The following is a 19,800-nucleotide window of genomic DNA, read 5'->3' on the forward strand; positions in this document are numbered from 1 at the left end:
CCTCCCTCAGGACGTCAGCGCGGGTGCGGCGCGCCGCATGTCGGACAAAATGGCTGGGCTGGATCCAAACGGATGGAGCGATTCCCGCGAACAATTTGCGTCAACAATGCCCCACAAGTCGTTGATAAACATGATACTCCCCCAGATATTTCCGCCCGGACCACTCTTCCAAAGGATGTGACGGCTGCCGCGCGCTGATCGTACTAATATATTAGTTGACGCAGACGGGCAACTGTTTATCCTCACGGCCAGAACCACATGTGGGATCCAATGCAAAAGACAGTGACACACGCACCCGCAAACAGCGGCAAAACTGGCGGCGCCAAGTCAGGCGGGGCGCCCGACCGGGTCTATCAGGACCTGCGCGAACGGATCCTGAACCTTGACCTGCCTCCCGGCGCCCCCCTCAGCCGCAATGAGATTGCCGCCGACTTCGGCGTCAGCCAGGCCCCTGTCCGCGAGGCGTTGCAGGCGCTTGAGGAAGACGGGTTGGTGCAGATCATTCCGCAATCCCGCACCTCCGTCTCGCGGATTGATGTGGTGCAGCTGCACGAAACCCAGTTCCTGCGCGTTGCCGTGGAATGCGAGGTTGTGCGCCGGCTGGCGCTTGGCGGGCACGAGGACACGATCGCCCGCGCCAAATCCATCCTGCGGATGCAAGCGACGCTGGATGGGCAGCTGGATCAGATGGAACTGTTCAACGAGTTGGACCGCTCTTTCCATGACACGTTGTTCGAGGGCGCGGGTGTGGGTCGGGTCAACGACATGGTGCGCCGCAAGATGGGACATCTGGCACGGTGTCAGCGGCTGGAACTTCCCGTCGCGGGCAAAATGACCACGATCCTGACGCATCACGGCAAGGTCATCGAAGCGCTGGAAGCCCGCGACCCGGAGCGCGCGGCGGCGGCCATGCGGGAACATCTGTCCGGCACGATCAGCCGGGTCGAGACGCTGCGGCTTCAGTACCCGGACTATTTCTCACAGCCCTGATGACGCCAAATCCGGTCGCAAGCCTACCAATAGACGTCATCCCGGCCGATGGCAGCAGTGCTTGTCTTACCGGCAAGCCCCATCGTGGTTCGCAGCTCTTTCTGCAGGATGGCAAGCAGGGTTTCGACACCCGCCTGCCCCATCGCACCAAGGGCATAGACCATGGCTCGGCCCAGCAGGACGCCCGACGCGCCAAGCGCACGGGCGCGGAAGATGTCGGCGCCGGTGCGCACCCCGGAATCCAGCATCAGGTCGACCCGGTCCCCCACCGCATCGGCAATCTCGGGCAGAAGCGAGATCGAACTTCCGGCGCCATCAAGCTGTCGCCCGCCGTGGTTTGAGACCACGATTGTCTCGATCCCCATATCTGCGGCGACCCGGGCGTCGGCGGCATCCATGATGCCCTTCAGGATGATCGGCCCGCCCCATTCCTTCCTGATCCACTCGATATCGTCCCAGTCCAGCGACGGGTCGACCATCTCGACCGCCCAGACCAAGAGGCTGCTGAGGTCGTCGATGCCCCTGGCATGGCCGATGACGTTTCCGAAACTCTTGTAGGGGGTTCTTGCCATCTCCAGCGCCCAGCGGGGTTTGGTGGCAATGTTCAGCATGTTCTTCAGGTTGGGACGGATCGAGAGCTGGTTTTTCACGTCCTTGTGGCGCTGGCCCAGCATCGACAGGTCCATGGTCACCACCAGGCCGGAACAGCCGGTGGCCCTGGCCCGGTGGATCAGGTCACGCACAAATTCGCGATCCTTGACCACGTAAAGCTGAAACCAGAACGGGGTGCCGGTTGCCTCCATCACCTGCTCCATCGAGCAGATAGACATGGTGGACAGGATGAACGGAACCCCGAAATCCCGCGCGACCCTGGCCACCTTGATTTCGCCCGCGGCGTTCTGGATGCCCAGCATGCCGACCGGTGCGAAGGCGACCGGCAGGTTGGCCGACACGCCGGCCATGGTTGCACTCGTGTCAATGTCGGTGATGTCGACACCGACCCGCTGGCGGATCTTGATGTCCTGAAAATCGGCTTCGTTCCGGCGAAAGGTGCTTTCGGTATAAGAGCCGGATTCCGCGTAGTCGTAAAACATCTTCGGCACGCGTTTCCTGTAAAGCTGCCGGAAGTCCTCGACGCAGGTGATCGTGGGCATCTGGACCTCCCTATGCCATGCCGACCGGCGTCTGGTTCGGACGCATGTCATCGGGCCGGGTCATCAGGATGTCGGTCAGTTCCGCCTGCAGCGCGGCAAAGTCGGGGTTGTCAAACAGGTTACGCAGTTCCTGCGGGTCGTTTTCGAGGTCATACATCTCGCCCGCGCCCGATTGCAGGTCCATCGTCAGCTTTGCGGTGCGGCTGCGCACCGTGCGCAGCGACAGGCCGACACCGACGCGGCCGGGAAGAAGCTCCCATTCGCTGAATGCGGCATCGCGCGTGCCCTCGCCCGAGATTACGTCCCGCATGGACCGGCCGTGAATCTGCATCAGGCTGTCCACGCCCGCCCAGTCCATGAAGGTCGCGCCAAGGTCCAGCGTCGACAGCGGTTCGTGGCTGACCTTGCCCGCAGGCACGTCCGGTCCCTTGACGATGGCGCGCACGTTCAAAAGCCCTTCGAAGGGCATCGGCCCCTTCAGGACCAGCCCGTGATCGCCCAGCCAGTCGCCGTGGTCGGCGGTGTAGACGACATAGGTGTTATCGGCCAGTCCGCTGGTTTCCAGCTCGGCCAGGATGCGGCCGACGGAATGGTCGATCAGCGCCAGCTGGCCATAGGTATTTGCGATCACCTCGCGCAGCTGGTCGTCGGGGATTTCAGGGTAGCGGGAATAGGATGTGCGCACCTCGGCGCCTTTGCCTTCGATCTTGGTCTCGACCGCAGCCTTGTGCCACCACGGACGCCCTTCGAAATCGCGGGTGCGGTGTTCGGGCAGGTCCACGTCCTCGGGGCGATGCAGCGACGCCCAGGGCTCGGGGCAGTCGAACGGGTGGTGAGGATCGGGGAAAGAGACCCACAGGCAGAACGGCTGATCCCCCTTCTGTTTCAAATAGTCGATCGCGCGATCGGCGATCCAGGTCGAATTGTGATAGGCCACGGGAAGTTTCGACGACCAGACCTGGGGCGCGTCCTTGTGGTCGTGGTGGCTTTCCCACAACAGCTTGTTCTTCTGCTCGCCCCGGCCATCGGCGTAATACCATTCCTCATAGGCCAACCCGCCCGGCGGTTCTTCGGGCAGCCACCAGTTATGGCCGATATGGACAAGCTCGGCGTGATCGAACCCCATATACGGGCCGCGCCAGCCTTCGGGCAGCTTGGCCGAACCGGGAATGGACTCGGCCGTGTCGCTGTCGCCGAACGTATGGTAGGTCGAGAAATGCGCCTTGCCGATGATCGCCGTGTGATAGCCGGCGGCGGACATCGAGGCCGCAAACCCCTGTTCGCCGATCTCGGGGTCAAGGTCGATGCCGTTGTCATGCACCCCATGGGTGCGCGGCAGAAGCCCGGTCAGGATCGACGCGCGTGCAGGCTGGCACACGACGCAGGGCGTGACCACGGTTTCAAGGCTGGTGCCCTCGCTGGCCAGCATGTCCAGATGCGGGGTCTGGACCTTGCGGCCCCGGAACCCATAGCAATCGCCGCGCTGCTGGTCTGACGTGATGAACAGGATATTGGGGCGGGTCATGACTGGGCTGCCTTTGGTTTGCGAAGTGAAAGGAAGACGATCGCGACGGCCCCCAGGACGAAGGCGGCCGCGACCGGGCTTTTGAGCAGGAAGAACGGATCCCCGCCGGTGGCGGAAAAGGCCTGGCGCGCGGTGTCTTCGAGACGTCCGCCAAGGACAAACGCGATGACAAAGGGCAAGGGCGAAATCTCGAACCGCCGCATGAAATACCCAAGCACGCCAAACCCGAAGGCAAACCAGATCGCACTCATCGAGGTCTCTTCGACATAGAGCGAGGCCAGGGTCAGCAGCAGGACGACGGGCAGCAGGTATTGCTTGGGAATGCGCACCAGCACCCCCAGCGACCGCATGAACACCCCGCCCACGGTCCAGTTCAACAGATTGGCAAGGATCATCGTGGTGAACAGCCCGAAGGCGATCACCAGTTCCGGGTTCAGGTCGGTCGAGAACTTGAACACGGATGGTCCGGGGTTGAAGCCGCCGATGCTTTCGGCAGCAAGGATCAGGAACACCGCCGCGGTGTTTCCGGGAATGCCCAGCGACAGGACCGGGATCAGGTTGGCGCCCGACACCGATGAGTTGGCGGCCTCGGTTGCCGCGATGCCTTCGGGTGCGCCTTCGCCGAACTCGGGGGCATCCGGGGCTTTCCTGCGGGCATAGAACCGTTTGCCGGTGGCATAGCCAATCGTCGCGGCAAGGGTCGAGCCGATCCCCGGCAGCGCGCCGATCGCGGTGCCGATGAAGGCCGACCGCCCGACAAAGGGAAGGATGCGCCGGATATCGGCCCAGTGAAGCCGCTGGTCCCCCTCGTCCCTGGCCACCTCGATCCGGCCGGACTCGCGGGCCTGGTGCCAGAGGTCTTCCAACTCGGTGAAGATCGCGCCAAGGACCAGGATGCCGATCACGGCGGCGGTCACCGGAATGCCATCCGACAAGGCGTCGGTGCCAAGGCTCAGGCGCGGATAGAAATCCTCTCCCGAGCCGATATAGACCGCCAGAAGACCCAGGCCGCAGCTCAGAAGCCCCTTCGCTGCCGAGCCGCCAACCACGGCGGCGATGAAACTGAGAGACAGGATCAACAGCGCCGTCTTTTCCGGCAGGTCCAGATAGGCTTCGACCATGATGGCCAGGAACGGCGCGCAGACGATCAGCACGATATCCGAGAACGTATCGCCCGAGACGGACGAAAAATGGGCGATTTTCAACGCCTTGCGCGCCTTGCCAGAGCGCGCCATCGGATAGCCGTCCAGCGTCGTCATGAAGGCGTCGGGCGTGCCGGGTGTGTTGAACAGGATCGCTGGCACGGCGCCGCCGACGGTCGATCCCTTCATCACCCCGATCAGGAACCCCATCACCGGCAACAATGCATCTGAATTGAAGCCGAAGACCGAAATCAGGATCGGCAGGGAAATGGCCATGGCGATCACCCCGCCCAGGCCGGGGGTCGCGCCCACCACGATGCCAAGAACCAGCCCGAAGGCCACCATCAGAAGGGTGATCGAAACCGGGATACCAAAGAGGACAAAGGCTTCCGGTCCCAGAAAGACCGCCTGGACGCCCAGCCAAACGTAGTCAATTGCGCCAAGATCGGTCATCACACATCCCCATTGGGTGGCAGCAGCACATCGTCAAATGGCACGTCGTAAAGCAGGATGATCCCCGCCACCGCCGCCAGCGCGATCCAGAAGGCCCGCAAGCTGAACCGCCCTTCGACAAAGGCGATCATGCCGCAGATCATCGTGACCCCGCCAAGGACGAAGCCGATGTATTTCCAGGGTGCCGTGTCGCGCAGCAGGCGATATTCATCCGCGCCCGACAGCAGCGCGACAAGCGGGCCGCTATAGCGCATCACCAGGATGCTGAGGACGCCGCAGGCGATCATGACTCCGATGAAGATCAGGTTGTTGCGACTGGGCCGCGCATCGCCGTCGCGCCGTTCGACCAGCAGCATCAGCCCGGACAGCAGGATAAAGACGGCGGCCAGGGTCGGCGCCAGGCTGTCCCCGACGATATAGCGCCCACGCGACCGTTCGACCAAGCCGGTATCGGTGTCAAAAGGCACCCAGATCAGGGCGATGAGCAAGCCAAAGGCAATGCAGCCCAGACCCAGTGCCACGGTGGCAGAGAGTTTACGCATAACTGTCTCACAGGTTGACGGAAGAGAGCGGGCGGCGTCAACGCCGCCCGAAAACGCAGCCCTTGGCCTTATTCGGCGGCTGCCGCGATCAATGCGCCCGAGGCGTCAAAGTCTTTCTGAACGGCCATCTCCAGCTCGGCGCCCGAGATGACGACCGGGCCGCCAAAACCCTTGGTGATGAACGCGTTTGCCTTGCCGCCTTCGGTGGTCACGACCTCGGCGATGGCCGCGGCAATGGCGTCGCGCGCGGCCGGGTCCATGTTCGGCGGGCCTGCGAAAAGAAAGGCCGTTTCATTGACGAAGCTGACACCGAAATCCGACAGCAGCGGGGCATCCGGCGAGGCTTTCAGCGGCTCGCTTCTGGCCGAAGCCAGCTCGACCATGTCACCGGCGGCCACTGCCTTGGCCTGGATCCCGGCACCAAAGCCGATGTCCATGTCGCCGGCATTCAGACCGTTCATGACTGCCTTGCCGCCGCGCACAGAGATGATGTTGAAATCAACGCCGTTTTCCTTGCCCGTGACATAGGCCAGATCGCCCAGCATCCCGGTCATCACGCCAAAGCGGATATCTTCCCCTGCCCTGGCTGCCTCGATCACGTCGCCAAAGGTTTTCCAGCCCTTCGACGCCAGCGCCACAATCGCCATCTGCGTGCCCGCCGTCGTGGTGATCGGCGTCACATCCGTCGGCTGACCTGCCTTGGCCGCCGCCATGTTATAGCCCAGCGTCTCGGTGACGATCATGCCGATGACCGTGCCATCGGTCGCGCCGTCCTTGAGGGTGTTGACCGCGTTCAGCCCACCCTTGCCGGTGACCTGTTCGGGAATGATCTTCCAGCCGTGACGTGCCTCAAGCTCTTCGGCGATCAGCCGCGCCTGCGTGTCGGCGCCGCCCCCGGCGGCAAAGGCGATGACCATCTTGATAGGTCCGGGTGGTGACCAGTCCGCCGCAAGGCTGGCTGTGGACACAGTCATTGCGGCAGCTGCAACAGCCGCGAATCTGAAAAACTTGTTCATGGTTTCCTCCCTGACGCGCAAATTCCTCAACGTCACTTGTCGCTCAATAAGGTGGAAAAGTCAACGTTCTTGTTGACTTTTCCACCAAACTGACAAAAATCCAATGGAATGAGGGATTTTGGACAATGACGAATTCACCTTCCAGCGCGATTGGCCTTGGCCTGCTTCTGCCATTTCAGATCGCCCAGCTTCACTCGGCATTGAACGCGCAGGCCAAGGTAATCGTCTCGCGTTATGGCGATCTGAACCTCGCGCAGTGGCGTATTGTCCGCGTTGTTGCGCTTGGGATCGAAAACACGACCACCCCGGTGCGCAAGGCAACCGGCATCGACAAGAGTCAGTTCAGCAAGATGCTGAGTGCGCTTGAAGAAAAAGGCTATGTCGTGCTGCACCCTTATGATGACGACAAACGCCAGCATGTCATCGAACTGACCAAGAAGGCATACGCGGCCCATGACCGTCTTGGACCCGTACTTGACGCGCGCCAGAAACACCTAGTGGCGGGGCTTACCGAGGAAGAGCAAGCCGTTATCTACAAGGCTATCAGGGTGATGGCCGAAGCGGCGGAAAAGACTGACTTCGACGTCCCCATTCCCAATCTGGAAGAAGAGTAGCTGATGAAGAACCCGCCCAACCTCTTGGTCATCCTGTCAGACCAGCACCAGGCAACCGCCATGTCATGCGCTGGCCATCCGGTGGCCAGAACCCCCAATCTGGACGCGCTGGCCGCGCGGGGCACGCGGTTCACCAACGCCTACACCCCGTCGCCGATCTGCGTTCCCGCCCGCGCTGCCTTTGCCACCGGCCGATATGTGCATGACATCGCCAAATGGGACAACGCGATGCCCTATACCGGAACACCCCGGGGATGGGGGCATGCGCTGCAGGACAAGGGCGTCCGCGTCGAATCGATCGGCAAGCTGCATTATCGCAAGGATGGTGACGACACCGGGTTCGACATGCAGCACATCCCGATGCACGTGGCCGACGGCGTCGGGATGGTGTGGGGGTCGATCCGGCGCGAGGATGAACGGGTTTACAACAAGCACGTGCGCATGATGGGGGACGTGATCGGCCCCGGCGAAAGCAGCTATACCAAATATGACCGCGCCGTCACCGACCGCACCTGTGACTGGCTGTCCGAGACCCGCGACAGCGCCGCACCCTGGTGCCTCTATGTCGGGCTGGTGGCGCCGCATCACCCGCTGATCGCGCCGCAAGAGTTCTATGACCTCTACCCGCTGGACGCCCTGCCGCCGGACAAGCTGCGGCAACGGGACGGCTATGTCCAACACCCGTGGATCGAAAAATGCGCCGCCGCAATGGTTGCCGAAGACGGCTGGAAGGACGAAGAGGAACGCCAGGTCGCCATTGCCTCGTATTACGGGCTGACCAGCTACATGGACCACAATGTCGGTCGGATCGTGCAGGCGCTGCGCGACAGCGGCCAGTTTGACAATACGACGATCATCTATTCCAGCGACCACGGCGAGAACCTCGGGGTGCGCGATCTGTGGGGCAAGATGAACATGTACGAGGAATCCGCCGCGATCCCGCTGATCGTGGCCCCTGCCCCCTGTCTGGACGCTGCGCCCCCGCCCACCTGCGCGACCACGACCAGCCTTCTGGACGTATCCGAAACCATCATCGACCACTTCGATGCCGACCTGCCGGGCACACGGCCGGGACAGTCGCTTTATGACATCGCCGCCGCGGATGAGGATCGCGATCGCGCGGTTTTCAGCGAATACCACGCCATTGGCGCGGTGTCGGGTGAGTTCATGCTGCGCAAGGGGGATTTCAAGCTGATCGAATATGTCGGCTTTGCCCCGGAGCTGTTCAACCTGGCCGAAGACCCGGATGAGGCGGTCAACCTGGCCGAGGACCCCGCCCATGCCGAAGACCTGGCCCGCATGCAGGCCGAGATGCGGCGGATCTGCGACCCCGAGACCACGAACGCGCGGGCCTTTGCCGATCAGGACGCGATGATCGCGGCCTATGGCGGCAGGGACATCGCCGCCACGATGGGCGCACCCTCGGCAACCCCGCCACCGGCCACCTGATACGGCGTGGGCCACATGCCGGCACATCCCGGCTGACCGATCGGGCAGCCTGCCCCTGATCCTACCGCGTCCGGACCAACCCCGGCTTTTGCCGGTCCGGGCGCGCCTTTCCTTCCAACACGGCACCCCATGAACCTGCGTATGAGACAGCCTGCCGAACTGGCCCTGCTTCTTGGAACCGGACTGTTGGGCGCGCTTGTCGCCCAAGCGGTTGGGTTGCCGATCCCGTTTCTTCTGGGCAGCCTAGTCGCAACCGCGGCGCTGGCGTTGACGCTGGCAGCACGCACCGGCAAGGCCATGGGGTTTCCGGTCCGGCTGCGCGCCATCTTCATCGGCATGATCGGCGCGATGATCGGCACGACCTTCACCCCGGATGTGGTGTCGCTTGCCCCGGCCCTGCCGATCACCCTGAGCGCGATGGTCGCCTTCGTCCTGATGGCGCTTGGCGCGAATTACGCGATCTTCCGTCACCTCGGAGGCTATGACCGCCCCACCGCCACCTATGCCGCCATGCCCGGCGGGTTGATCGAGTCGGTCGAGATCGGCGAACGCGCCGGTGCGGATACCGTCACGCTGTCGATCCAACATTTCGTCCGCATCGTGCTGGTGATCGTGACCGTGCCGCTCTTGTTTCTGGCCGTCACCGGGGAAGCGGTCGGCAGCGCCGCCGGTCAGACACTTGAGACATCCGCGACCGGCTGGCTGGACTGGGCGCTGGTCGTGGTGCTGGCGCTTGCCGGGGGGATCCTTGGCAAAAGGCTGCGGCTTCCGGCCGCGGCGCTGATCGGGCCGCTGATCCTGACGGCGGGGATGCAGGCGACGGGTGTCATTGATGTCGAGGGCCCGCAGCTTCTGCTGAACGCCGCGCAGCTGGTTGTCGGCGCCAGCCTGGGCGCCCGGTTTTCCACGACCACGCCGCGCCGTCTGTTGCTGGCGCTTGGGCTGGGGGCCGTGTCGACTGCCGTGACCCTTGGAATCGCGTCGCTGATGTCGCTTGCGCTGGCGCCGCTTGTCCCGATTTCGTTCCAGACGCTGCTGATCAGTTTCTCGCCCGGCGGCGTCACCGAGATGAGCCTGATTGCCCTCAGCATCGGCGCCAGCCCGGTTCTGGTCTCGGTCCACCACCTGTTCCGCATCCTGTTCGCCGTCGCAGTGGCCGGGCTGACGGCGCGGTTCGACACCCCGAGCGGCGACTAGCCTGTTTGCGCCCGCCGGATGGCCACGGGTCGATTCCGGTTGCATAACCGGCGCGTGCCACTAGGATTCTTTGCACAAATAACCGTGTCCCGGCATGATTTTGCCCGGCATGGAAGGAGACCCGAATTGCAGGAAGCGGACGAACTGGAAGCGCGGCTTGAAAAGGTCCGGGAGCTTGAAAGCAACCTGACCTTTCAAATTGCGCTTGTGAACAGGATTCTGGAAAATCAGGTTCTGGACATCGTCTCGGGGCACGATCTGAACCTGACCGGATACCGTGTCATGCGGGTTGCTTCGATTTTCGGGGCGATTTCGCTGTCGGACCTCAGCCGCCAGATGCTGGTTGACCGCGCACAGATCAGCCGGACTGCATCGGGCCTTGAGGCGCGCGGGCTGATTGAATACCGGCAGGATGGCACCAACAAACGCAAGAAAATGGTGACCCTGACCGCGACGGGGCGTGCGCTGATGGACGAACTGGCGCCGGCGTTTCAGGCACGCCGCCAGAAAATTGACGACGCGATCGGCGAAGATGCGAAACCGGGCTTGTGGCAAGCCATCCACAACCTGTCAGCGATGCGGCCGCGCGACTGACACGCGACCGCCCTGCCCCGGCACATGCTGTCAGAGGTCAAACGTCATCAGGTCTTCGCCGATGACGATATCACCTTTGTAAATTTCGGACATTTCCGCCTTGATCTGGTCGTGCATGCCCTCGGCATCCATGTGGGGCCGGAAATGGGTGAGAATGACGGTTTTTACATTTGCCGCCGCCGCCGTTGCCGCCACTTCCTTGTGCCCCGACGATCCCCAGAGCCATTCCGGTCCACGGGCCTCCTGGCTGAGGTTGAAGCACATATGGATCAGGATGTCGGCATCCCTGGACAGTTCGGTCAAGGCATCGCAAGGCCCGCTATCGCCTGAATAGACGACGGATTTCCCTGCTGAATCAACCCGATACCCCATACAGGTCAGGAAGGGTTGCGCATGTGGCACTTTGCATGACCGCAGGGTCCAGCCCTCGCCCTGAACGGAATATCCGGGTTGCTCCTCGACAACCTTGGGCGCCGGCCAGGGCCGCGGCAGGGAACCGCCGCGCTCAAGCCAGATTTCCTTGGACGGCTCATGTTCCGTGCGGGCGGTGAGATCGGCGAAATAGGCACCGTCCCTGCCAAACAGACGCTCGGTGATAGTGCCGATGGGCGCGGGTCCGTGGACCGGAAGTTCGCCCCTGCCATCATCCCAGCGGGCATGCACCAGGCGGGCGTAGTCCATCATGTGGTCGGTGTGCAGATGCGAAAAGAACAGCCGGTCGATGTCAGTCGGCTTGTATCCGGCCTCTAGCATCCGGCCAAAACTTCCGCCGCCACAGTCGAACTGGATGGTTTCCCCGCCCAGATCGACAAGGTAACCCGACGAGGCACGCCGCAGATATGATTCAGGCGAGCCCGTTCCAAGCAACGTCAACCGCATGATTTTTCCTCTCTTTTCTCCGCCGCACGCCGACCGGGGCACGGGCAACAACAAGACGTCACGCCTGCGCATGGTCCGCGATACGAGACACACCCGTCACAATCTGCATTTATCGTGTGATTGTCAACATTATACTTGCAGAAACACGCTAACAGAAGGCCGCCCCAACAAGCGGCGACACACGTTGATTTCCAACCGCAGACTAGTATACTAAACTCAAGCCTGATTACAGAAAGCCGCACGCATGGACGATATGAGACCACCAATCGAACTGGGCAACCGCCGGACCAGTGTCCAGTCGATCTTCGAGTTTCTTCGGGATGAGATCGTCAATTTGCGCTTGCTGCCCGGCACAAAAATCTCGGAAGCCGAGGTTGCAAGGCAGTTTGGCGTATCCAGACAACCCGTGCGGGATGCGTTTACCCGACTTGAGAACATTGACCTGCTTCTGATCCGGCCACAGAAGGCAACGGAAGTCAGGCTGTTTTCGACCGAAGATATCACCCGTGCGCGCTTTATTCGCTCGGCCCTGGAAGTCGAGGTTCTGCGGCGCGCCGCCAAAATGTGGGACGAGAAGGACAAAGCGCGGCTGGACGCTATCATCAAACAGCAAGAAGCGGCAATTGAGGCCAAGAACTCAAGAAAATTCAACAAGCTGGACCATGAATTTCACGAGACCCTGTGCCGGGTGGGACGCGCCGAGTTTGTCATTTCAGCGATTGAGGAAAACAAGTCCAAAGTGGCCCGGCTGTGCCGCCTGAGCCTTGCGACCGACGACGAGTCACAAGAGCTTCAGCGTCTGCGCGACGTCCTGCGCGATCACAAGGAAATCCTTGAACGCCTATATGCCCGCGACCCGGAAGGCGCGGCTGCAGTTGGCAAACGGCACCTGTCGCGTCTGGACGACACCATCAAGGCCCTGCGCGAAAGCCATTCGCATTTCTTCGAGGACTGAACGGCAACGCAGGCCGCCATCGCGCCTTGCAGGGTGAAGACACTACACTGCCCCCCTCATAAAAGTCTGGAGCCCGATCGTTTGCCCATCTGCCTGAATGCGGCGGGCGGGACCAACGCTGTGCCCGCAGTCGCGGCCATGCCAGTTTCTGTTCGGGCTTTTCTTCTGCACACTAGTATACTATCATACTAGTCGCACACGAGATCATCCAAACCTCTCAATTCCTGTGCCTGCACACGCCGCTTTGACGCGGTGCCTGACACATGACCAACGCAAGAAAGGATCAACACCTTGACTAAATTCCAGATTGTCGACACCGGCCCGGCGGTCACTCGACAGGTCCTGGCTGACCACCCTGACCTGATGGTTGTCGCCTTCCGGTTTGCCGAAGAAGGCGCCGAAGGCACGCTGCACAGCCATCCGCACGTGCAATCCACCTATGTCGAAAGCGGTCGCTTCCGCTTTACCGTGGGCGACCGGGTGACCGAAGTGTCAGCCGGCGACAGTTTCGTAATCCCGTCCGAAGCCGTCCATGGCTGCGTCTGCCTGGAACCGGGCACGCTGGTGGATTGCTTTACCCCCCGTCGCGACGATTTTCTCTGAAAGGCCACTCAAATGTTGAACGTCAAATCGCTTTACGCCGTAGGCCCGGTGGAAACCAAGGCTATGGACACCACGCAGTTGCGTGACAATTTCCACGTTTCAGGACTGTTCGAAGCAGGCTGCATAAACCTGACCTACACGCATTACGACCGCATGATCGTGGGCGGAGTCGTGCCGGACGGAAAGGACCTGGTGCTGGATGAGGTTAAAGAGGCCGGGACCGCTTCGATCCTCGACCGGCGCGAAATGGGCATACTGAACATTGGCGAACCCGCTTTGGTGTCCGCTGGCGGCGAAAGCCATACGCTCGGGCGCGGCGACATTCTCTATCTGGGCATGGGGGCCGGTCCGATCACTTTTGGCGGCAATGGGCGGTTCTATCTTGTGTCGACCCCGGCGCATCGGGCCCTGCCCAGCCGGTTGGTGTCCCTGAAGGATGCGGCAAGCCTTTATCTGGGGTCCGCCGAAACCGCCAACGAGCGCACAATCTACATGTTCATCCATCCGGAAGTGATGGAAAGCTGCCAGTTGGTCATGGGCTATACCATGTTCCACGGCGGATCGGTCTGGAACACCATGCCAGCACATCTGCATGACCGCCGCATGGAGGCCTATCTCTATTTCGACCTGTCCGAAGATAACCGCGTGTTCCATTTCATGGGGCAACCCCAGGAAACACGGCATATCGTGATGAAGAACGAAGAGGCCGTCGTCTCTCCGCCCTGGTCGATCCATTGTGGCGCGGGCACGGGCAGCTATACGTTCTGCTGGGCCATGGGTGGCGACAATGTCGACTACAAGGATGTCGACCCGGTCGCGATGGAGGACCTGCGATGACGGCCTTTTCGCTGGCAGGTCAGACGGCACTGGTGACCGGCGCCAACACCGGGATCGGGCAGGCGATCGCCGTGGCAATGGGGCACGCGGGCGCGCATGTGATCTGTGCCGGCAGACGGTCCTGCGATGACACCGCCGCGTTGATCGACAAGGCCGAGACGATGACGCTGGATTTTGCCGACCCGATGGCGGCCAGCGATGTCTTTGCCGATCGCCGGATCGACATCCTGGTCAACAACGCCGGGATCATCCGGCGCGAGGACAGCGTGAATTTCACCGAAGCGGACTGGGACGATGTTTTGGACGTGAACCTGAAGGCGGTCTTTTTTACCTGCCAGGCCTTTGCCAAGGCCGCCCTGCCCAGGGGCAGTGGGCGCATTGTCAACATCGCATCGCTCTTGTCGTTTCAGGGGGGAATCCGGGTGCCGTCCTACACCGCATCGAAACATGGGGTTGCCGGGCTGACCAAGATCCTCGCGAATGAATGGGCGGCGAACGGGATCAATGTCAATGCAATCGCCCCCGGCTACATCGCCACCAACAACACCGAGGCCCTGCGCGCCGATCCGGTGCGCAACCAGGCCATTCTTGAGCGTATCCCTGCCGGGCGCTGGGGCGACCCCGAGGATATCGCCGAAACGACTGTCTTTCTTGCCGCACCTGCGTCGAAATACGTGACCGGAGCCGTCCTGAACGTGGATGGCGGCTGGTTGGCGCGCTGAACCAACGGTGCCCGGCGCCCTCTCAGGTGTCGGGCCCCAACCGGGGGCAATGCGCGATCTCTGCCCGTCACCGCCCCCTCAACGGGTGGTGTTTACCCACACCGGTTTGCGGTTTACTCCGATGGATACGGCATCCGGTGGCATGAGCCACTGGGATCAACCCGCAACTTGAATTGCGCAGTCATGGCCAACGGCAGTCGCAACGTGGCGTTGTCGGGATTGACGCCTAGATGCCGGTGCGGGCCAGTTTCTTCACGACGATCTTGAACGCGTTTTCCTCGGCGTCGGTGAAATAGATGTCGCAGTCATAGCCCTGGTCGTCCAGAAAGTGGAAAACCCGGCGCGGGTCGTCGCTGGGATAGGGCACCAGCAGCGTGACGATCCGGTGACGTGTCGCCTGCGGGAAATGCGCGTTCAGCACATATCCTTCCGGCAACCCTTGCAGCTCGGCGGGGTCGACCCCGTCATAGCCCTGGGTCTGGCTCATCGCGGGCCTGCCGGCCTCGGACCAGATGACCTGACCATAGAATCCGGCCTGCTTTCCGGTATAGCGAAAGGCGTTGCTTCCCAGGTGCAGCGGTCCATTGGTATGCAGCCGCCAATCCAGATCAACAGGCGCTGTGGCATCCACGCTGTCGACGATCACAAAATAACTGTCCCGCACGAAATAGACCTCGCGCTCTACCGCGGTCACCTCCGGGGTCATGGATTGATAGGCCGGGGTCGCGCAGCCCTTGATATAGATGTGGTCCTTGCGTTCTTCGGCGACAAGGATGCGGCCGGTCGATCGAATTTGCCGGGCCTTGTCGCGTCCTGCGTATTGCCCCTTGCCGTTGATCAGTATGGCGTTCTTGGACTGCGTCTGCCTGCGCCACGCCTGATGCATGGTGCTGTTGAAAGCGACGTAATACCCGGACTGGACCGCCAGGTCTTCGCCAAAGGCCGACATGGTAAAGGCATTCTGGTCCCCGTGGCTGTGGCTGATCGACCCGAAGGGCGAGGATTTCATGAGGAACTGGATATGTTTGGACGGGTCGTCCATGCGATACTGAATCGCCGCCCAGCCGGTGTCCTCGAAGAACCGCAGCCGGTCTATTCCGGACGGAACGACCGGATCGACAACTGGCCACATCGACAGATGCACAAGCTCGTCAAAGCGCAGATCCCACCAGCCATAATTGTAGAATTCCAGCTCTGTGCCGGGGTCGTTGCGCCGGATTTCGTCGTAATACCATTGATAGGTGCCATTGCCCGTCACCCCGGCAAAGGTGCGGAGGTTATAGCCGACCTTCAGGCTTGGCAGGTCGCCCAGCGTGCTGTCGTCACCGAAGGAAAACCGCCGCGTGTCGGGGGCCTTGGCATAAAGCGGAAAATCTCCGGTTTTCTGAAAGAACGGCCGGTCAAACAGGTTCAGGCCGGTATAGGATTTCAGCAGGTTGGCGGCCTCGATCAGATAGGCCATGGCCGTGGTCCAGTAATGCGGCCCTTCGGCCCAGCCCCCCTGATCATCGCCCCAGGGCGAGTAGACGGTGAACAAGAACTCGATCGAGTAGTCCAGCCAGTCGCGCGCCTCGTCAACATCATCCAGCAAGGCAATCGAAGCCGGGATCAGCACGGCCGAAACCGCCCGTACCGCGTGGCTGTCAAAGGGAAACAGGTGAATGCCAGCACCGTGAATGATGTGGTCGGCAATCTCTTTCGTGCGCGCGAGCAAAGCGCCACGCACCAGGTCCCGCTCGTCTGCGCTGAGTATGTCGAAAAGCCAGTCGTACCCCCAGGCCAGCGCCGCGGTGACGCGAAACGCCCATTCGTCGGTATAGGCCCGTGAGGTGGTGCCCGTCGGAGACCAGCTGGCCGCGGCCAGAAGCCAGTCCCTGGCGCGGCACGTCATCTTGTCGTCGTCAGTTATCCGACCGCCAATGGACAGGTGCCGTATCGCGTAAAGCAGTTCCTGGCACTCGATATATGTCTGGCGCCAGATGCTGGCGACGCGGGTATCGTCGGGGTAGCCTTCCGGTTCCGCGATGATGTCGCGCGCCATCCAGGGCATGACGGACTGGTCAAAGAACGCAGCCCAGGCACAGTGGTCGGGGTCGCGGGCCAGTTCCTGGCGAAAAGCGGTGATGCCGTTTTCGTCCAGCCACAGCCGGGGATGCGCCTTCGACGCAGAGGCAAATCGATGCGGGCGCGTCGGCAGGGGCACTTCTGGCAGGCCGGGCGCAAGATCAAAGCTGCGGGTTTTGCTCCAGTCGCTGGCCCGTTTTTCGGCGGCGGCATCCCAAAGCGCATAGGACCAGAAGTACCTGCCCGCCTCGAAAACGACATCCGGGGTCAGGAAGTTGACGCGTATATCGGTAAAAAGCCGGGTCGACTGTTCAGGAAACGCGGCGTCCTGCGACACGCGAAGCACATAACGGGCGTCTTCCTCGACAACCGGAAGCCAGGTGAAACGCGGCGGATTCTCGACCAGCTTGTCAGTGCTTTCCGGCGCGTATTGGATGTTCAGACGCCCGGCGCGTGGTTCATCCAGATAGGCGGTCGCATCGGGTTTCGGGCGCGTGGGCATCCTGTGTCCTTGGTTCGGGCAAATCCTGGGAAAGAGGTGACGCCCACCGGACCGTGCCGGCGGGCGTCAGGGGTTTCAGCACTCAGCCCTTGCCATACTGGCGGTCATAGGCGGATTGCATGACTTTCAGAACCTCGTTCAGGCCCATCCGGTCCAATTGGGACAAGTAGTCGTCCCAGTCGGCTTCCACATCACCTGTGCCCAGAATCCAGGCCTGCTGGCGTTCCAGCATGTAGGTGCGGATCTGGCTCCAGTACTTGTCATAGACCTTTTGTTCCTTTTGGTTGAACGCAACGCCAAGGAACTGGTCGGTCAGATAGTCGCCCGCCTCGTAAAGCGCGAGCCCTTCCAGCGCGTATTCATTGGTCCACTGGATTTCGTAGTTGTAATCCTGATGATAACCGCGCCCCGGCAACTGACCGCCGATTTCATACATCTGCGAATTGACCGGGCGGCCGTTGGTCAGGATTTCTTCTTTGAAGATCGGCTTGCCGTCGACCATGTCATGGTGCTGGCCTTCCACGCCGAAGTTGGCCAGACGGCGGCCTTCCTCGGAGAACCAGAAGTCGAAATACTTGATCGTTTCAACCGGGTGCTTGTTGGCATAGCTGATGGCCCAGCCATCCGGCTTCACAGGAATCCGGCGGTGTTCCTCAAGCCGGCGCCCGCTTGGGGAGGCCGGCGGCGCCATGGCCTTGAACTCGAAACCTGCGATCGAGTCAGACAGCGTCGTGTTATAGCCCGAAGTCGAGGCGAACCAGTCATGGGTCGAACCGCCAAGGTTTTCCGACAGCAGGAATTCCCGCGCGCTGGACCCGCGCGTAAAGACTTCGGCATCGACAAGGCCTTCGGCATACCAGCGCGCAAGGTTCTTGATACCGTCGCGATACCCTTCCTGCGCATAGGGGTGCTGGATCATGCCCGCCTCGACCAGGAAATCATGCGGTGTGTCCGATCCCGACGACCGGCCATCCCACAATGTGACCAGGCGGATCAGTTCTTCCCACTGGCGGGCGAAGAACGGGATCTCGTCCTTGATACCGTTGCCGTTGGGGTCCTGGTCGCGGAATGCGGTCAACACGGCTTCGTAATCCGCAACCGTCTGCGGCACCTCAAGCCCCAGTGCTTCCAGCCAATCGTAGCGGATGAAATAGCCGCGCCCGAATTTGCCATCCGGCAGGTAGGGAATATAGTACATGTTGCCGTCTGCCGCCGACACCGCGGCCTTCAGCTCGGGGCGGGCCTCGAAAAAGGCCCTGAGGTTCGGCGCATGTTCGTCGATCAGATCGTTGAGCGGCACAAAAGCGCCCTCGGGCCCGAATTGGTTGGCCGCGTCCTTGAACATCTCGGAGCCCACGATATCCGGCAGATCGCCCGACGCCAGCAGAAGGTTCATGGCTTCGCGGCTGTCATTCGAGTTCGATCCGACAGTGGCGTTTTTCAGGCAGACATTCGTCCATGCGCAGGCTTCGCGTTCGACCGGCCAGCTTTCGTCATATGACTGATAGCGTTTGCCGTGCATGTGGACCGTCAGTTCAAGGGGCTTGTCGGTGATCTTGTGATGATCGTCGGCAAGGGCCGGTAACGCAGGCGTCAGTGCCGTTGTCGCCAGCGCCAGCGCTGCCAGTTTCAGGTGTTGCATAGTTTCCTCCCTAGGATTTGATGCCGTTGAATTGATGGTCATTCCTTCACCCCGCCCAGCAGGATGCCTTTGTTGAAGTACTTCTGGATGAAGGGATAAAAGATCAGGACGGGAATGATCGAACAGACGATGATGGCCGCGGTCACGGTCTCAACCGAATAGGGCGCCGTGAGCAATGTCGCCGAGAACTCTTCATCGTCGCCCAGGCTCTGGATCGTTTGCCGCAGATAGACCTGAAGCGGAATCTTGCCTTCATCCGTCAGCAGGATCATGGCCCAGAAAAAACCGTTCCAGCGCGCCACGACGCAAAACAGCGTGATCGTGGCGATCGAGGCCTTGGACAGCGGAATATAGACCTTCCACAGGATCTGGAACTCGTTGGCCCCGTCCATACGCGCGGCTTCCTCGAAGGAACGCGGGATGCTTTCGAAGAAATTGCGCAGCAGGATGATGTTGAACGCGTTGACCGCGAAACCGATGATAATGCCGAAGTAGCTGTCCAGCAGGCCAAGATCCCGCATGTTCAGCCAGAAGGGGATCATGCCAGCATGAAACCACATGGTGAAGGCGACGAGCAGGTTGAAGAACCGCCGCCCCATGAGCTGGGGCCGTGACAGGGCATAGGCTCCGGGGATGACGATCACCAGGCTCACGATTGTGCCGCCAATCGTGTAGATGAAGGTGTTCATGTAGCTGCGCCAGAACTCTGGCGCCGACAGGACCCGTTCATAGGCGGCAAAGGTCATCTCGATCGGGGTCAGGACAACCTTGCCCGCCGTCGCCGCGAAACCCGAGCTGAAGGAAATCGCCGCGATGTAGATGAACGGATAAAGGGTCGAAAGCGTGAAGATGCCGATCAACACCATATTGGCATAGACGAACAGCTTGTCGCGGCGGGAATAGAGGTTCATGTTTCTCAT

At 61.4% G+C, this 19,800-nt stretch carries 18 protein-coding genes; 9 read left to right on the plus strand and 9 right to left on the minus strand.

What is annotated here, in order from left to right; translation table 11 throughout:
* The first annotated feature begins 282 nt into the window (after positions 1-282).
* The gene (locus JQ863_RS11870) at positions 283-990 is read left to right on the plus strand and encodes an FCD domain-containing protein (protein ID WP_204114474.1); all 708 of its coding nucleotides are present in this window, start codon (positions 283-285) and stop codon (positions 988-990) included.
* 23 nt (positions 991-1,013) lie between these two features.
* Here the strand turns inward: JQ863_RS11870 and JQ863_RS11875 are convergent, their stop codons facing one another.
* From JQ863_RS11875 to JQ863_RS11895, 5 genes are all read right to left on the minus strand, one after another.
* Entirely contained in the window at positions 1,014-2,144 is a 1,131-nt protein-coding gene (locus tag JQ863_RS11875; RefSeq protein WP_204114475.1) for an alpha-hydroxy acid oxidase, read from the minus strand.
* 10 nt (positions 2,145-2,154) lie between these two features.
* A complete protein-coding gene (locus JQ863_RS11880) occupies positions 2,155-3,669 on the minus strand; it encodes a sulfatase-like hydrolase/transferase (RefSeq protein WP_204114476.1) in 1,515 nt (504 codons plus the stop codon).
* Positions 3,666-5,264, minus strand: coding sequence for a tripartite tricarboxylate transporter permease (locus tag JQ863_RS11885; protein ID WP_204114477.1), 1,599 nt, complete (start codon positions 5,262-5,264; stop codon positions 3,666-3,668). The genes JQ863_RS11880 and JQ863_RS11885 overlap by 4 nt, the downstream gene beginning before the upstream one ends.
* On the minus strand, positions 5,264-5,806 hold the full coding sequence (locus JQ863_RS11890) for a hypothetical protein (protein WP_204114478.1): 543 nt from the start codon (positions 5,804-5,806) through the stop codon (positions 5,264-5,266). The genes JQ863_RS11885 and JQ863_RS11890 overlap by 1 nt, the downstream gene beginning before the upstream one ends.
* Positions 5,807-5,874: 68 nt before the next feature.
* Positions 5,875-6,780: a Bug family tripartite tricarboxylate transporter substrate binding protein gene (locus JQ863_RS11895; RefSeq protein WP_204114479.1), complete on the minus strand. Its 906-nt coding sequence runs from the start codon at positions 6,778-6,780 to the stop codon at positions 5,875-5,877.
* 167 nt (positions 6,781-6,947) lie between these two features.
* On the opposite strand from JQ863_RS11895, the gene JQ863_RS11900 reads away from it, so the two are divergent.
* The 4 genes from JQ863_RS11900 to JQ863_RS11915 all read left to right on the plus strand — a co-directional run bounded on the left by JQ863_RS11900 (position 6,948) and on the right by JQ863_RS11915 (position 10,676).
* The gene (locus tag JQ863_RS11900) at positions 6,948-7,436 is read left to right on the plus strand and encodes a MarR family winged helix-turn-helix transcriptional regulator (protein ID WP_204114480.1); all 489 of its coding nucleotides are present in this window, start codon (positions 6,948-6,950) and stop codon (positions 7,434-7,436) included.
* A 3-nt stretch (positions 7,437-7,439) separates the two neighbouring features.
* On the plus strand, positions 7,440-8,885 hold the full coding sequence (locus JQ863_RS11905) for a sulfatase family protein (RefSeq protein WP_204114481.1): 1,446 nt from the start codon (positions 7,440-7,442) through the stop codon (positions 8,883-8,885).
* A gap of 129 nt (positions 8,886-9,014) precedes the next feature.
* Entirely contained in the window at positions 9,015-10,082 is a 1,068-nt protein-coding gene (locus tag JQ863_RS11910; RefSeq protein ID WP_204114482.1) for an AbrB family transcriptional regulator, read from the plus strand.
* A 126-nt stretch (positions 10,083-10,208) separates the two neighbouring features.
* A complete protein-coding gene (locus tag JQ863_RS11915; protein ID WP_204114483.1) occupies positions 10,209-10,676 on the plus strand; it encodes a MarR family winged helix-turn-helix transcriptional regulator in 468 nt (155 codons plus the stop codon).
* Positions 10,677-10,706: 30 nt separating this feature from the next.
* Here the strand turns inward: JQ863_RS11915 and JQ863_RS11920 are convergent, their stop codons facing one another.
* Complete coding sequence (locus JQ863_RS11920) at positions 10,707-11,555, minus strand: MBL fold metallo-hydrolase (RefSeq protein ID WP_204114484.1); 849 nt, start codon at positions 11,553-11,555, stop codon at positions 10,707-10,709.
* A 244-nt stretch (positions 11,556-11,799) separates the two neighbouring features.
* Here JQ863_RS11920 and JQ863_RS11925 point away from each other — a divergent pair, with 244 nt between their 5' ends.
* From JQ863_RS11925 to kduD, 4 genes are all read left to right on the plus strand, one after another.
* On the plus strand, positions 11,800-12,510 hold the full coding sequence (locus JQ863_RS11925) for a GntR family transcriptional regulator (RefSeq protein ID WP_204114485.1): 711 nt from the start codon (positions 11,800-11,802) through the stop codon (positions 12,508-12,510).
* 291 nt (positions 12,511-12,801) lie between these two features.
* Complete coding sequence (locus JQ863_RS11930) at positions 12,802-13,113, plus strand: cupin domain-containing protein (RefSeq protein ID WP_204114486.1); 312 nt, start codon at positions 12,802-12,804, stop codon at positions 13,111-13,113.
* A gap of 12 nt (positions 13,114-13,125) precedes the next feature.
* Positions 13,126-13,950 (plus strand): 5-dehydro-4-deoxy-D-glucuronate isomerase, encoded by an 825-nt coding sequence (kduI, locus tag JQ863_RS11935; RefSeq protein ID WP_204114487.1) that lies wholly within the window; start codon positions 13,126-13,128, stop codon positions 13,948-13,950.
* Positions 13,947-14,672, plus strand: a complete 726-nt coding sequence (gene kduD / locus JQ863_RS11940; protein WP_204114488.1) for a 2-dehydro-3-deoxy-D-gluconate 5-dehydrogenase KduD — start codon at positions 13,947-13,949, stop codon at positions 14,670-14,672. The genes kduI and kduD overlap by 4 nt, the downstream gene beginning before the upstream one ends.
* 226 nt (positions 14,673-14,898) lie before the next feature.
* On the opposite strand, the gene JQ863_RS11945 is transcribed toward kduD, so the two are convergent.
* The 3 genes from JQ863_RS11945 to JQ863_RS11955 all read right to left on the minus strand — a co-directional run bounded on the left by JQ863_RS11945 (position 14,899) and on the right by JQ863_RS11955 (position 19,800).
* Positions 14,899-17,238 (minus strand): DUF4962 domain-containing protein, encoded by a 2,340-nt coding sequence (locus JQ863_RS11945; protein ID WP_204114489.1) that lies wholly within the window; start codon positions 17,236-17,238, stop codon positions 14,899-14,901.
* 82 nt (positions 17,239-17,320) lie between these two features.
* The gene (locus tag JQ863_RS11950) at positions 17,321-18,880 is read right to left on the minus strand and encodes an extracellular solute-binding protein (protein WP_204114490.1); all 1,560 of its coding nucleotides are present in this window, start codon (positions 18,878-18,880) and stop codon (positions 17,321-17,323) included.
* A gap of 38 nt (positions 18,881-18,918) precedes the next feature.
* Entirely contained in the window at positions 18,919-19,800 is an 882-nt protein-coding gene (locus JQ863_RS11955; protein WP_204114491.1) for a carbohydrate ABC transporter permease, read from the minus strand.

This window comes from Shimia biformata, assembly GCF_016888515.1.
GTDB classification, from domain to species: Bacteria; Pseudomonadota; Alphaproteobacteria; order Rhodobacterales; family Rhodobacteraceae; genus Shimia_A; species Shimia_A biformata.